The sequence below is a fragment of the Candidatus Planktophila sp. genome, from assembly GCF_040402315.1.
Taxonomy (GTDB): domain Bacteria; phylum Actinomycetota; class Actinomycetes; order Nanopelagicales; family Nanopelagicaceae; genus Planktophila.
In genome coordinates this window covers 1-14,005 of the sequence record NZ_JBBAMU010000002.1, presented here as the reverse complement: position 1 = coordinate 14,005, position 14,005 = coordinate 1, and the positions used below count along the sequence as shown (strand labels likewise).

At 49.6% G+C, this 14,005-nt stretch carries 14 protein-coding genes; 10 read left to right on the top strand and 4 right to left on the bottom strand.

Annotation, left to right across the window (positions count from 1 at the left end; all coding sequences use genetic code 11):
- Window positions 1-12 precede the first annotated feature (12 nt).
- Window positions 13-1,500, top strand: a complete 1,488-nt coding sequence (locus tag AC9UEP_RS00765; RefSeq protein WP_509543110.1) for a phytoene desaturase family protein — start codon at window positions 13-15, stop codon at window positions 1,498-1,500.
- Here AC9UEP_RS00765 and AC9UEP_RS00760 read toward each other — a convergent pair.
- Window positions 1,497-2,123 carry a CDP-alcohol phosphatidyltransferase family protein gene (locus AC9UEP_RS00760; protein WP_509543108.1) on the bottom strand — a complete coding sequence of 209 codons (627 nt, stop codon included), beginning with the start codon at window positions 2,121-2,123 and terminating at the stop codon, window positions 1,497-1,499. The two genes, AC9UEP_RS00765 and AC9UEP_RS00760, sit on opposite strands and share 4 nt — an antisense overlap.
- Window positions 2,120-2,989 (bottom strand): methylenetetrahydrofolate reductase [NAD(P)H], encoded by an 870-nt coding sequence (gene metF, locus AC9UEP_RS00755; RefSeq protein ID WP_509543106.1) that lies wholly within the window; start codon window positions 2,987-2,989, stop codon window positions 2,120-2,122. The genes AC9UEP_RS00760 and metF overlap by 4 nt, the downstream gene beginning before the upstream one ends.
- 22 nt (window positions 2,990-3,011) lie before the next feature.
- On the opposite strand from metF, the gene AC9UEP_RS00750 reads away from it, so the two are divergent.
- From AC9UEP_RS00750 to AC9UEP_RS00710, 9 genes are all read left to right on the top strand, one after another.
- On the top strand, window positions 3,012-4,097 hold the full coding sequence (locus AC9UEP_RS00750; protein WP_509543105.1) for a polyprenyl synthetase family protein: 1,086 nt from the start codon (window positions 3,012-3,014) through the stop codon (window positions 4,095-4,097).
- Entirely contained in the window at window positions 4,097-5,581 is a 1,485-nt protein-coding gene (gene crtI / locus AC9UEP_RS00745) for a phytoene desaturase family protein (protein WP_509543103.1), read from the top strand. The genes AC9UEP_RS00750 and crtI overlap by 1 nt, the downstream gene beginning before the upstream one ends.
- Window positions 5,582-6,460 (top strand): phytoene/squalene synthase family protein, encoded by an 879-nt coding sequence (locus tag AC9UEP_RS00740; protein ID WP_509543101.1) that lies wholly within the window; start codon window positions 5,582-5,584, stop codon window positions 6,458-6,460.
- Between the two features lie 98 nt (window positions 6,461-6,558).
- The gene (gene pnuC, locus AC9UEP_RS00735; RefSeq protein WP_509543099.1) at window positions 6,559-7,149 is read left to right on the top strand and encodes a nicotinamide riboside transporter PnuC; all 591 of its coding nucleotides are present in this window, start codon (window positions 6,559-6,561) and stop codon (window positions 7,147-7,149) included.
- Window positions 7,115-7,651 (top strand): uridine kinase family protein, encoded by a 537-nt coding sequence (locus tag AC9UEP_RS00730; protein WP_509543097.1) that lies wholly within the window; start codon window positions 7,115-7,117, stop codon window positions 7,649-7,651. Before pnuC ends, AC9UEP_RS00730 begins: the two co-directional genes overlap by 35 nt.
- 10 nt (window positions 7,652-7,661) lie before the next feature.
- Window positions 7,662-9,548, top strand: a complete 1,887-nt coding sequence (gene pknB, locus AC9UEP_RS00725; RefSeq protein WP_509543095.1) for a Stk1 family PASTA domain-containing Ser/Thr kinase — start codon at window positions 7,662-7,664, stop codon at window positions 9,546-9,548.
- 4 nt (window positions 9,549-9,552) lie between these two features.
- On the top strand, window positions 9,553-10,404 hold the full coding sequence (locus AC9UEP_RS00720) for a deoxyribonuclease IV (protein ID WP_509543093.1): 852 nt from the start codon (window positions 9,553-9,555) through the stop codon (window positions 10,402-10,404).
- The gene (locus AC9UEP_RS00715; RefSeq protein WP_509543091.1) at window positions 10,401-11,261 is read left to right on the top strand and encodes a DMT family transporter; all 861 of its coding nucleotides are present in this window, start codon (window positions 10,401-10,403) and stop codon (window positions 11,259-11,261) included. The genes AC9UEP_RS00720 and AC9UEP_RS00715 overlap by 4 nt, the downstream gene beginning before the upstream one ends.
- 2 nt (window positions 11,262-11,263) lie before the next feature.
- Entirely contained in the window at window positions 11,264-12,301 is a 1,038-nt protein-coding gene (locus tag AC9UEP_RS00710) for a threonine aldolase family protein (RefSeq protein WP_509543089.1), read from the top strand.
- On the opposite strand, the gene AC9UEP_RS00705 is transcribed toward AC9UEP_RS00710, so the two are convergent.
- Both AC9UEP_RS00705 and AC9UEP_RS00700 read right to left on the bottom strand, forming a co-directional pair.
- The gene (locus tag AC9UEP_RS00705; RefSeq protein WP_509543087.1) at window positions 12,275-12,769 is read right to left on the bottom strand and encodes a methylated-DNA--[protein]-cysteine S-methyltransferase; all 495 of its coding nucleotides are present in this window, start codon (window positions 12,767-12,769) and stop codon (window positions 12,275-12,277) included. The genes AC9UEP_RS00710 and AC9UEP_RS00705 overlap by 27 nt on opposite strands.
- 10 nt (window positions 12,770-12,779) lie before the next feature.
- Window positions 12,780-14,005, bottom strand: a 1,226-nt coding sequence (locus AC9UEP_RS00700) for a class II 3-deoxy-7-phosphoheptulonate synthase (RefSeq protein WP_509543085.1), incomplete at its 5' end; no start/stop codon positions are given.

Below are 14,005 nucleotides of genomic sequence, written 5' to 3'. Positions count from 1 at the left end.
CGAGTAGGTAAAGTGGCGAAACCAGAGCGCATTGCAGTTGTGGGCGCAGGTATTGGTGGACTTTGCACCGCAGCTCGCCTAGCAAAAGCAGGTCATCTCGTGACAATCTTTGAAAGCTCGAACCGCACTGGTGGAAAATGTAGGACCGAATGGATCGGCCGCTATGCATTTGATACCGGACCTTCACTTTTAACACTGCCAGCTGTCTATCGTGATTTCTTTCAACGCACCGGAGATGTCATGGGTCGCGTTCTTGAAATTGAAGAGGTAAATCCTTCATTTGACTATCGCTTTCACGATGGCAAGAGCGTCAAATTTTCTAATCTTTCGCGAAAGAAAACTCTGGCATCTATTTCGGAGTCACTGGGAGAAGAAGCGGCCCGCGAATGGGATGAAGTAATGCTGCGAGCAGAGGCGATGTGGGATGTCTCGCGTGGACCATTTGTGGAATCAGAGTTGAAATCTCCACTCTCATTACTTAAGCGACCACAACTGATTCGTGATCTCAAGACGATTGCCCCCTGGAAATCACTGCGTGGAATCGGAATTCGCAATCCTTACTTGGCCAAGATTATGGATCGCTATGCAACATATAGCGGCTCAGATCCACGAGTAGCCCCTGCTGTACTTTCCACCATCGCCTTCGTGGAAGAGGCATTTGGTGCTTGGCATGTGAAAGGTGGCGTTGGCACGCTCTCTGAAAAAATCACAGAACGCTGTGAAAAACTTGGAGTCACTATTCGCCTCAATACCTACGTAGATGAAATCACAACCAAGTCAGGTGCTGTCACAGGTGTCGTGGTCCAGGGCCATCATGAAGAATTTGATCGCGTTGTCGCAAATGCTGATGCCCAATTTGTTTATAACAACCTGATGGCACCGACAAATAAAGTGGTAAAGATTCGTAAGCAGCTAGCTAAATCAGAGCCTTCCCTTGCTGGCTTTTCACTGCTCTTGGGGCTCAAGCCGAGTACAGCTGAACCACTTGCCCACCACACAATTCTCTTCCCCGAAAATTACGATCTCGAATTTGAATCAATCTTCACCAGCAAGACTCCCGTTGAAAAACCTACTATCTATATCTGCGCCCCACGAGATCCGCTAATGGTTAAAGATGCCGGACACGAAGCGTGGTTTGTCTTAGTTAATGCACCACGACATGACCCGTATGAAGGTGGTTTCGATTGGAGTGATGCTGAATTTAACCAACGCTATGCCCACTCAATCATCAATCAGATAGAGGCTGCCGGAATTTCGGTGCGTGAGCGGCTAGAAGTTCTTGAAATTCGCACCCCACTTGATTTACAAGAGAGCGTGCATGCACCAGGTGGTTCTATCTATGGAAGTTCAAGTAACGGAGCGCGCTCGGCATTCTCGCGTGCGAAAAATCGCTCTCCCATTAAGGGTCTCTATCTAGTTGGTGGCTCTGCCCACCCTGGTGGCGGCTTGCCACTTGTGGGATTAAGCGCCGAAATAGTTGCTAACGCAATTCTCGATTAAGACAAGGTGTTCTTGGCAACTCTCATTACCTGCACGAAGCTGACCAGAAGTAGAAGAATGAACGCATATGAAATATAAGTAACTCCTGGAATATCTAGAATGAAAATAATTAGAACAAGTGCCAGGAAGATTGCTCGCACCGGACGCTCTGTTGCTGTCACAACTCCAACTTCAGAGTGGCCAAGGGAGGCAAGTCGCGCCCGGGCATATTCCTGGGTTGATGCAATCGTCCACATCAGAATCCCCGCCCAGGCCGGAATTCCCACAGTCCACCCAAAGTAGAGCCAGCACGCTTCCGAGATGCGATCAGCAATGGAATCAAGAACTGCGCCCCACTTACTTTCGCGCTCCTGCACAATGGCAACACTTCCATCGATGCCATCGAAGAAGAGGGAAACTATAAGAAGAACTAGTGCGATGCCGGCACTAGATGAAAATGCCATCGCAACTGCAGTTGCAAGTCCAAGAAGAGTTAAGAAATTTGGTGTGAACTTCAGCGCCGTGCACACACGCGCAGCTTGATAGGAAAAACTCAGCCACCCCGCAACTGCGCCCTTAATAGCAGCTCCCCCGTGAAGTGCGCTCCAGCGCTCTTTGAATTCCTTCTCAGTCAGTGCACTCATCGTTCATCTTTAATCTGTGCATAAATCTCACGGGTGGCAGTTGATGAATTCATTGTGTAGAAGTGAAGTCCAGGAGCTCCACTTTCTAGTAATTGATGACAGAGATTTGTGGCTATCTCCACCCCTAACTTACTGACATCTTCTGGGCTATTTTCTACCGCTGCAAAGCGCTCTGCAATGGATGCCGGAATCGGTGTTCCACCCAACTCTGCCATCCGGTTAAGTTGTTTCACATTTGTCACCGGCAAGATGCCAGCGATGATGGGAAGGCTGGAACCCTTAGCCGCTAACTTATCGACCAGCGCTTTCCATTTATCTACCTCAAAGAAGAATTGCGTGGTGGCAAATGTTGCACCACGTCGCTGCTTTTCAAGTAAGACTTCAATATCTTTATCAATATCTCCAAGAGAACTCGGATGGCCATCAGGAAAAGCTGCAACTCCGATTTTGAATCCACCGAACTCTGCCGCCATGGTGACTAATTCATCCGCGTGATTGAGTCCACCTTGCGTTGGCACCCATGGTGCTCGCGGTCCGCCGGCCGGATCTCCGCGCAGAGCCAAAATACTTGTGATTCTGGCATCGCGATACTTTCCAAGAATCTCAAGTAACTCATCACGAGTTGAACCCACACAGGTTAAGTGTGCAACGGTGGGAATATGTGTGCGCGCAGTGATTTCTGAAGTAATGCGAATAGTGCGATCTCGCGTACTTCCACCTGCGCCATAGGTCACCGAGATAAAGTCAGGGGATATTGATTCCAGTTGTGACATCGCCGACCAGAGGCGCGCTTCACCTTCGACATCCTTAGGCGGGAAGAATTCAAAGGAGTACGTAACTCCACTTCGCACGCTGCTTTTATCCACCGCCTCAGAGTATCGTTGCGCCGTGGATAATGAGCTCACTTCAAGCATCGAAAGCGTGCGCAGCGCCGTGAAGGAAGAGCTCACCCACTACCTGGCAGAACAGCGCGACTATCTGACCAGCATCGCATCTGAGTTAATTCCGGTCTGTGATGCACTCGAAGATTATCTACTCGAAGGTGGCAAGCGACTTCGTCCGCTCTTTGCTTACGCCGGCTTCATGGCCGCCGGCGCTAAGCCCACTCGCACAGATATTCGTGCGATGGCCAGCCTAGAACTCTTGCAAGCATGCGCTCTTATTCATGATGACCTCATGGATGGATCAGATACCCGCCGCGGAAAACCTGCCATACATCGCCACTTTGAATCACTACACAGACAAGGGTCCATGGCGGGTGTTCCAGAACAATTTGGCGCAGCAGCTGCAGTATTACTCGGTGACCTAGCGCTGGTCTGGTCTGATCACATGTTGCATAACGCAGGTTTATCGCACGAGAGCTTGCTGGCAGCGCTGCTGATTCACGATGAGATGCGCATTGAATTAATGGCCGGTCAGTATCTCGATGTGCGAGAAGCCGGTGAGAAAGAATTTAGCGTGGAACGCTCCTTGCGTATTGCTCGGTATAAATCTGGCAAATACACCATCGAGCGTCCACTTCACCTGGGCGCAGTGATTGCAAGTCCTGCCCAGAGTGAACATGGCCAACTTCTCAATGTGCTTTCGGCATACGGGCTACCACTCGGAGAAGCCTTCCAATTACGTGATGATCTACTTGGAATCTTTGGAAATCCTGATGTGACGGGAAAACCGGCCGGTGATGATTTACGTGAAGGAAAGCGCACGGTATTGATGGCTATGACTCTGGAAAAAGCCAGTGCACCAGCGCGGCGAGAATTGCAACGTGACCTGGGCAACCCAACTCTCACCGTGCAGCGAATCGAGGAGTTGCGTACCATCATCACTGAAACTGGCGCCGTAGCAGAGGTTGAAAAGCTCATCGACGGCTTGGCGACAGAATCAAAGATTGCAGCTCAATCATCTGCCATTGCCGCAGATGCCCAACCGTTTCTATCGGCACTTGCCGATAGCGCTATCCGCAGGAGTCACTAATGGTTGCACGTGTAAAAGGCCCTACCGATCATGTTGTTGTTGTCGGAGCCGGTTTAGCTGGCCTCAGCGCAGCGATGCGACTTGCTGGCGCCGGGCGAAAAGTCACCGTCGTTGAACGTGAATCTGTGCCTGGTGGACGAAATGGTCTGCTTAAAAAAGATGGATACTCATTTGATACCGGGCCATCTGTGTTAACAATGCCATCCCTGATTCAAGATGCATTCTCATGTGTCGGTGAAGATATGAAGGATTGGCTTGAGCTAATGCCACTTTCTCCGTTATACCGCGCCTTCTATGCCGATGGTTCACAAATTGATGTCCATGCCAACACCGCGCAGATGGAAGAGGAGATTCGCACCAAGGTCTCGGCCGAAGAAGCACTTGGCTATCGTCGTTACGTTGATTTTGTCACCAAGTTATATAAGTATGAAATGAATGACTTTATTGATAGAAATATCGACTCCCCACTTAACTTACTCACACCTAACCTGGCGCGACTTATCGCACTGGGTGGGTTCAAACGTCTGCAACCAAAAGTAAATCAATTTCTGAAAGATCCGCGCCTGCAAAAGGTCTACTCATTCCAGGCGATGTATGCCGGCGTAAGTCCACAACAGGCTCTAGCAATTTATGCCGTAATTGCCTATATGGACTCAGTCAACGGCGTCTTCTTTCCTAAGGGTGGAATGCACGCAGTTCCTAGAGCTATGGCCGCTGCTGCAACTAAGCATGGCGTTGAATTTAAATATAACACCACAGTGACCTCACTTGATAAGCAGAACGGTCGCGTGAAGGCGGTACTTACCAATACCGGTGAACGCATTGAGTGTGATGTGGTTGTAATGAACCCAGATTTGCCGGTTGTGTGGCGCGAACTATTGGGCAAAACACCGCTGAATATCAAGCGCCTTAAGTACTCACCATCATGTGCGACCCTGCTTGTAGGCTCTTCCAAGAAATATGACCATATTGCCCACCACAATATTCACTTCGGTAAATCTTGGGATGGCGTCTTCGATGAATTGATTAAGAAGAAGCAGTTGATGTCTGATCCATCTGTGCTTGTCACAGTTCCATCTCATGACGACCCGAGCCTGGCACCAGCTGGCAAGCAGTCGTATTACGTTCTCTTTCCAACTCCTAACTTGACTGCAGATATCGATTGGAACAAACAGTCTGGGCCATATCGCGATTCCATGATTAAGACTTTAGAAGAGCGTGGATACACAGGTTTTGGTGATGCCATTGAGACTGAAGTGATGACAACGCCACTTGATTGGCAGAGACAAGGCATGGAGCAGGGTGCACCATTTGCTAGCGCGCATACCTTCTTCCAAACCGGTCCATTTAGACCTCGCAATATTGCCGCCGGTTTTGAAAACGTAGTCTTTGCCGGCAGTGGAACCCAACCAGGTGTTGGAGTTCCGATGGTTCTCATCTCAGGTCGTCTTGCCGCCGAACGCATTGTGGGTCCGGTCAAGTAAATGGATGCGTTGCTCCAAGCGTCTTACCTTGAATGCAAGCGCCTTAACTCGCTGCATGGCAAGACGTATTACTTAGCAACGTTATTGCTTCCGAAGAACAAGCGCCCATACGTGCACGCCCTCTATGGCTTTGCCCGTTACGCCGATGAAATCGTCGATGATTTAGCATCTACGCTCACGCCCCAAGAGAAGGCCGATGCACTTGGAACTTGGAGTACCGGTGTATTAAATGATTTAGCGGCAGGATGCTCAACCGATCACATTGGCAGAGCTCTGGTAGATACGGCCAAGAAGTTTGCTATTCCCCATCAGCACTTCGTAGATTTCTTGCACTCGATGGAGATGGACTTAACCGTTACGCACTACCAAACATATGAAGACCTACTTGAATATGTCTATGGCTCTGCTGCCGTAATCGGCCTTGAGATGGTGCCCATCCTTGGCTATTCCGATGAGCGAGCATTCGAAGCGGCTAAGAAGTTAGGTATCGCTTTTCAGCTCGCCAACTTCATCCGCGATGTGGGTGAAGATCTTGATCGAGGTCGGGTATATCTACCCTTGCAAGAACTTGCCCAATTCGGTGTTGATAGAGCGATGTTAGAACGCAGAAAGTTAACACCCGAGATTGTTGCAGCACTTAAGTTTCAAATTGCGCGGGTGCGCCAATTGCAAGCAGAGTCACAGATGGGAATCTCCTACTTGGACAAGGAGTCTCGCCCATGTATTCGTGCGGCGAGTGAGCTCTATTGCGGCATCGTCGATGAAGTCGAAGCCATTGGCTATGACATATTTAATAAGCGGGCCAAGACATCGACCGCTCGCCGCGCCAAAGTAGCTGGCCTTGCTTTTCTCCAGGCAATTGTGGCTCGTATCGGTTAGACTTTGAACGCACGGGAGCCAAGGTGGCTGAGAGGACTTCATTGAAGTCGACCGTCTGACTGGTCCGGTAATGCGGATCTAGAAATGGCAGGTGTATCTTGTTTTCAACTCTATTTACCGCATGGGGATATGACGTCTCTTATCTCGAATTCATCGCTTCCCTAGTCTCATTTATCGGCGTCGCACTAGGTATTACTCGAAAGCGAATAACTTGGCCATGGTGGGCGGCAAGCAGTGTTTTATATGGCATCTTCTTTTTGCAGTATGAACTCTATGCAAGTGCCGCCCTACAACTGATCTTTATTGCAGCCGCCATCATTGGTTGGTTTGGCTGGGAACCAACCGGTGCTAAACCAGGACCAGTAAAGAACTCTTATCGCATCTATACCTTGGCTGCAATTTTGATTTCCACTCTGGCACTTGGCCCAGTACTTAAATCTTTGGGAGCAGCCTCTACTTACGTCGATGCCATTCTCTTCTTTGGAAGTTTTGCGGCGCAGATGCTGATGGTCTATCAAAAGTACGAGACCTGGCCGCTATGGCTGGTAGTTGATGCTGGATACGTCGCCCTCTATGCCTCACAAGGGTTACTCTTTACAACGTTGCTCTATGTACTCTTTACAATCATGGCAGCACTGGGATGGAGCAGTTGGTATGGAGCTCACCGCCGCGCTACTAGATCTCTGTAAAGGTGTAACACAACCCGTCATTGCAATCGATGGACCGGCAGGTGGTGGCAAAACCACACTTGCACAAAACCTGGCACTCGCCTTTGCCACCTCACTTTCCACCACTGTGATTCATATGGATAATCTCTACAATGGCTGGGACGGCGCACTCGGTGAAGATTTCGCATCAGTCCTATCGCACATTGTCGGATTACATAAGAAATCAGAGAATATTTCCTACTCTTGCTATAACTGGAGTACTGAAAATTTTGATGAAACAGAAGTAGTGCCGCACTCGGATTTATTGATTCTAGAAGGCGTAGGAAGTGGTCAGAGTTCTATCCGCTCTTCACTCGCTGCCTTAATCTGGATAGATATCAACGATTCGCAAGGATTTGCGCGGGTTATTGCACGCGATGGTGAATCAATAAGAGTTCCGATGGAGAAGTGGCTCACACTGCAGGAGCAACACTTTCGCGTCGAAGGTACGCAGAACGCCGCGGATTTCATACTCACTACCTAGAATTTGTCTTATGTCTGACCTCACCGGCGAGCTAATCGATGGGCGTTATCAACTCATCCGCCAGATGGCCAGCGGTGGAATGGCAAGCATCTATGAGGCGGTAGATACCAGACTTGATCGCAAGGTCGCAGTCAAGATCATGCACCCACACCTTGCTCAAGATGAACAATTTGTGGAGCGTTTTATTCGCGAAGCAAAAGCTGCCGCATCCCTTGCCCATCCCAATATTGTCGCCGTGCAAGACCAGGGCTGGAACCAAAATGGAACGCCGGCAGTATTTCTTGTCATGGAGCTCATCGAAGGCCACACCCTTCGGGAATACCTCAATGAACGTGGAAAGTTATCAATCGATGATGGCATTAAATGCCTCTCTCCTGTCTTGAGCGCACTTGCTGCTGCTCACAAAATTGGCATTGTCCACCGTGATATCAAGCCTGAAAATATTTTGATCTCCAAAGAAGGTCGCATCAAGATTGCAGATTTTGGTCTAGCAAAAGGGCCACTGCTAGGCGGAACGATGACAGCTGAATCAAGTGTGATTCTCGGCAGCGTTTCCTACCTATCCCCCGAGCAAGTACAACGCGGAATTGCAGATGCGCGAAGTGATGTGTATTCCATTGGCATCACAGCTTTTGAAATGTTCACCGGAAATAAACCTTTTGAAGGTGATGCTCCTATTCAAGTGGCATATATGCATGTCAATAGCCGGGTGCCGAAGATAAGTTCAGTCTTGGATAACGTTCCCAAGGCACTGGATGAACTGATCTACCGGGCAACTAGTGCTAACCCTGATGAGCGTCCGCGCGATGCCGGAGCTTTTTTTGAAGAGCTGAGCGCATTGAACCCCAAGAAGAATCAAATGAGTCTTGAGTTAGATATTCCCATTGCACCAATGCGCCCGAAGAAGGAACCTAAATCACTGCGCAAGCGAGTGCGCGAAATTACCGCTGCGATTCCAGTTCCAAAAGCCCAGGAAACAACGGCCCAAGTGGAAAAGCGGAAAAAGATAAGTAAGCGAGTAAAGCGAAATAGATTTGTCGCACTCGGTTTGGCGGTCGCACTTGGAATATTCGGTTGGTATGCCCTGATTGGGCCAGGTTCCCGCGTTGTTGTTCCCTCCACCGTGGGTGCAACCCAAGATGAGGTGCGCGCGGCACTTGATCCACTCGGGCTCACCTTTGTCGTTGCTGAAAAACGATTTAGTGAAGAGATTGGCATAGATCGAGTTATTGAATCTTCTCCCGAAGGTGGCGGACGCATTGATCAAGGCGGAATCGTTGACCTCGTTATCTCTAAAGGACCAGAGCGTTATGCGATTCCGCAATTAGCTGGCCTGACTCCAAAAGCTGCCGCGAATTTAGTGAAAAAACTACCACTGTCGCTACAACCAAATATTGAAGAATTTAACCCAACTGTTCCCAAGGGTTATGTCATTGGCTCGGTGCCAAATTCTGGCGAGAAAGTAAAACGTGGCACCGCAATTACTATCCGTATCTCTAAAGGAATTGAGCAAATTGCAATTGCATCATATGTGGGCAAGAGTGCAGATCAAGCGCTCAATGAACTTACCGAAGCTGGTTTCATGGTGAGCTCGATCTACGGCTTTAGTGAGTTGCGACTTGCCGGTGAAGTTATCTCCCAAAAGCCCGAGGGTGGAAAGAACGTTAATAAAGGTTCCGAGATTGAGCTCGTAGTTTCTAAAGGTTCACAATTTGCCTACATTCCTAATGTCTTCTCCATCGAGGAATCGCTAGCGATTCAAAGCCTGAAAGATCTTGAACTCAAAGTTGTCGTGAAGAAGATTGGCAAAAAAGCGATAAAGAAAGTCACTTCTGTTTCACCGAAGGTAGGCACGAAGGTTAAACGTGGCAGTACTGTAACCATCACAGTAGGGTGAGTCGGTGAAGAAACCTCGTATCGGCGCCCACACCCCCACATCTGGCGGAATGGCTAAGCGATCTATCGCCTATGCAGAGCTGACCGGTGCTGAAGCTATTCAAGTCTTCACATCTAATCCCCGCGGCTGGGCGATGCCGGAAACAAACCACGAAGCAGATGCCATCTTCCGGGAAAAAGCTGCGGCACTTGATCTAGAAACGTATGTGCATGCACCATTTCTGATCAATCTAGGTTCTCCCACCGAAGGTACCTATAAGAATTCATTGGCATCAACTGAGTACTCGCTCAAGCGCGGTAAGGAGATTGGTGCGTTAGGTGTGGTGGTTCATACCGGCTCGGCAGTTAATGAAGACTTTATTGATAAAGCGTGGAAGCAGATCAACAAAGGCATGATGCCAATTCTTGAGGCGCTCTCAGATGATGCACCATACCTGCTGCTAGAACCCACCGCCGGGCAGGGGCAATCGCTAGTAAAGCGCATCGAAGATCTTGAATACTATTTAAAGGCCCTTGAATATCATCCAAAGGTCGGCATTTGTCTTGACACTTGCCACGTCTTTGCCGCAGGCCATGACATTGCAAAAAAGGGTGGGATGAAAGATACGTTGGATCTCTTAGTTGAAGTTGCTGGCATTGAACGTATTCAACTGATTCACGCCAATGATTCAATGGATGTGTGTGGGGCGCTTAAAGATCGCCACCAAAATATTGGTGAAGGATTTATCGGCGTTGACCCATTTAAAGAACTCTTACATCACCCAGCTGTTGCCAACGCTCCCCTGATTCTTGAAACTCCAGGAATGGAGCCCGAGCACGGTGCTGAAATTGCACTGCTAAAGAAGTTGCGGGGATGAGTTCTTCGCATGCGCTAAAGATGCGCCTTGCGCCTTGGGCGCTGCTCCTAGTTTCTGCATCATGGGGCCTTGCCTTTGTGGTCATGAAAGATGCGATCGAGCGACAGAGCGTGAACAGCTTTCTCTTCACCCGTTTTCTGGTCGCCGTGATTGCCATGTTCTTACTTAAACCCACTGTCATTCAAGTAATTAACCGGGAAATACTACGGAAAGGATTTATCGCAGGTCTTTTTCTAGCAGCTGGATACATTTTGCAGACGCTAGGTCTGGCACTTACCGGCGCCGCCGTTACCGGATTTATTACCGGGCTCTATGTTGTCGCCACACCAGTGATTGCCGCACTCGTTCTACGTGTGCGAATCACTGCCTTCACCTGGGGATGCGTTCTGCTAGCCACCGTTGGTCTAGCTCTTCTCTCACTTAAAGGGTGGAACCTTGGCTATGGCGAGTTCTTAGTCTTCTTATGTGCCATCGCCTTTGCCGCTCACATCATCGCCTTAAGTAAATGGAGCAATGGACTTGATGTCTATGCCATGACCATCGTGCAACTTGCAACGTGTGCGCTAGCAACAGGTGTCATCTCACTTATTCAAGGCTATGAAGCACCTCCAGATAGCAACGGTTGGTATGTCGTTCTCTTCACCGCCATCATTTGCACAGCCGTCGCCTTTGTTGTGCAGACTTGGTCGCAGGCACATATGTCAGCTACCAAAGTCGCCGTTATTTTGACCATGGAAGTTGTCTTTGCCGCCCTATTTGCCGTGGTTTTCGGCGGAGAATCCCTCTCGCTTCGCACCTTCTTTGGTGGTCTGCTCGTACTGATTGCTATGTTTATGATTGTGCTTAAGGAGGCTTAAAGATGGCAATTGATTTACGTTCAGATACCGTCACTGCGCCGAGTACTGGGATGCGAGCTGCGATGGCTGGCGCTGCTGTCGGTGATGATGTTTACGGCGATGATCCCACCGTTAATTCACTAGAAGAGCGCGTTGCCGCACTCTTTGGCCACGAGGCCGGTCTATTTAGCCCTACTGGTTCACTTGCAAATCAATTAGCAATTCGCACTTTGGTTAAACCTGGCGAAGAGTTACTAACCGAAACTAGTTCTCACATCGTGCGCGCCGAACTCGGAGCCGCGGCAACATTTAGCGGAATCACTACTCGCACCTGGCAGTCCACCCATGGTGTGTTGCGCGCCGAGGACCCACTTGCAATTGCTCATGAAAATGCTGGTCCATATTTAGTATCAACAACTGCTATCGCAGTTGAGAACACGCACAACTTTGGTGGCGGAACGATTCAACCCATTGATGAGATTGCAGTTCTGGCTCGAGCCGCGCGTGCTCGTGGAATTTCTATGCACCTAGATGGTGCCCGCATCTGGAATGCCCACGTCGCATCAGGAGTTTCACTGATCGAATACGGAAAGCACTTTGACACTATTAGCGTTTGTCTTTCAAAGGGGCTGGGTGCGCCCATTGGTTCACTTATGCTTTCGACTAAAGCACGCGTGGCAGAGGCGCGCATCTGGCGCAAGCGCTATGGCGCTGGAATGCGACAAGTAGGAATCATCGCAGCTGCCGGCCATTACGCACTGGATCAGAACATCACTCGGCTTGGCGAAGATCATGTTAAGGCAAAGAAGATTGCCCGCGCAATGTATGCACTGAATCCATCGCTTGTGCATCCAGATAATGTGCACACAAACATTGTGGGACTAGACCTTGTTGGTATTGGCATGACAGCGGCCGAGTTAAATACCCGCTGCCGCGAAGCTGGGCTATGGATTAGCGCACTTGGTAAACATTACGCACGTCTTGTTACTCATATGGATGTCAGTGATGGGCAATGCGATGAAGCAATTGCGATATTACAACGCGCCCTCGTGGCGAAGTAGCCACTCTTTCTTCTCTAACCCATACGCGTAATCACCGAGTGCTCCCCCGGTCTTTACTATTCGGTGACACGGCACCACCAGCACAATTGCATTCTTGGCACACGCACTTCCCGCCGCCCGAATCGCTGCCGAACTTCCGGCCCTCACAGCAAGCTCGGCATAGGAAATGACTTTGCCAGGGCGAATCTTCTTCATCGCCTTCCATGCCTCTTGTGAAAAATGACCACCCGATTGACGCACATGTATTGAACTTAAGGCAGCGATATCACCAGCAAAGTAATCGGTGAGCAAATCAGTGATGACTGGAATCTTCTTCACACTAGTGATTTCTCGCACCGAGTCTTCTTGACTCAAACTTTCTTTGAGCGCCTTCACGCTAGATAAATTAGCAGCGAGTAGAACATGCTCATCTGCGATGAGATTGAGAGTTCCGATCGGGGTGTGGAAGGTGGAGAGAAGCAACGTCACGCTGGCAAAGTTAGCGGTCGCGCAACATTTCGGCAACCAAAAATGAGAGTTCAAGTGACTGCGAATGATTCAGGCGTGGGTCGCACGCTGTCTCATAGCGGGACTCGAGATCCTTTTCCGAGACCTCATTGCCCCCGCCAAGACACTCGGTGACATCATCACCGGTGAGTTCGATATGGATTCCACCTGGGTGTGTCCCTAGTTTCTTATGCACCTCGAAGAAGCCACGCACTTCATCTAGTACATCTTCAAAGTTACGGGTCTTATAGCCATTCTTTGATTCAAAGGTATTGCCATGCATGGGATCACAGACCCAGAGCACTTGTGCACCGCTTTTAGTAACGCCTTCGACAAGTTTGGGAAGTACTTCGCGAATTGTCTTGGCGCCCATACGCGTAATAAAGGTAATGCGCCCTGGTTCATCATCGGGGTTGAGTTTGGCGATCAGCGCTAGCGCATCTGCCACAGTTGATTTCGGCCCTAACTTCACTCCGATCGGGTTACGCACCTTAGATGCGAAGTCCACATGTGCACCGTCTAGTTGTCTTGTGCGCTCACCGATCCAGATGAAGTGCCCGGAAACATCGTAGGCAAGCTCTGTTCGTGAATCAATACGCGTCAACGCCTTCTCGTATTCGATGATGAGGGCTTCATGGCTGGCATAGAAATCAACGGCCTTAAATTGCTCCGGATCAACACCGGCAGATGCCATGAAGGCAAGTGCTCGGCCAATTTCGGTTGCCATCTGTTCGTACTTCTCACCGAACTTTGAATCGCGGATAAATCCCTTATTCCATTCGTGCACCTGACGAAGATCTGCAAATCCACCACGCGTAAATGCTCGAACCAAGTTCAGGGTTGCCGCAGAGGTGTTATAGACGCGCACCAAACGTTGTGGATCTGGTGTGCGAGAACTTTCAGTGAACTCAATATCGTTGACCGCATCGCCTCGGTAGGCAGGAAGTGTGACATCACCGCGAGTTTCAAGATCATTAGAACGTGGCTTAGCAAACTGCCCCGCCATCCGGCCCACCTTGATGACCGGCAAACTTGAGTGATATTGCAATACAGCCGCCATCTGCAAGATTGTCTTAATTCGATTACGAATGGAATCTGCTGTGGCAGATGCAAATGTCTCTGCACAATCTCCACCTTGTAACCAAAAAGCTCGACCTGCTGCAGCTTCGGCAATCTTTGCTTTCAGATCATCGCACTCACCAGCAAAGACAAGTGGCG

What these genes read in the sequence shown, in the direction of transcription:
- AC9UEP_RS00730 (WP_509543097.1), top strand. Translation starts at nt 7,115, where the DNA reads ATGGAGCTCACCGCCGCGCTACTAGATCTCTGTAAAGGTGTAACACAA.
- AC9UEP_RS00710 (WP_509543089.1), top strand. Translation starts at nt 11,264, where the DNA reads ATGGCAATTGATTTACGTTCAGATACCGTCACTGCGCCGAGTACTGGG.
- crtI (WP_509543103.1), top strand. Translation starts at nt 4,097, where the DNA reads ATGGTTGCACGTGTAAAAGGCCCTACCGATCATGTTGTTGTTGTCGGA.
- AC9UEP_RS00740 (WP_509543101.1), top strand. Translation starts at nt 5,582, where the DNA reads ATGGATGCGTTGCTCCAAGCGTCTTACCTTGAATGCAAGCGCCTTAAC.
- pknB (WP_509543095.1), top strand. Translation starts at nt 7,662, where the DNA reads ATGTCTGACCTCACCGGCGAGCTAATCGATGGGCGTTATCAACTCATC.
- AC9UEP_RS00715 (WP_509543091.1), top strand. Translation starts at nt 10,401, where the DNA reads ATGAGTTCTTCGCATGCGCTAAAGATGCGCCTTGCGCCTTGGGCGCTG.
- AC9UEP_RS00760 (WP_509543108.1), bottom strand. Translation starts at nt 2,123, where the DNA reads ATGAGTGCACTGACTGAGAAGGAATTCAAAGAGCGCTGGAGCGCACTT.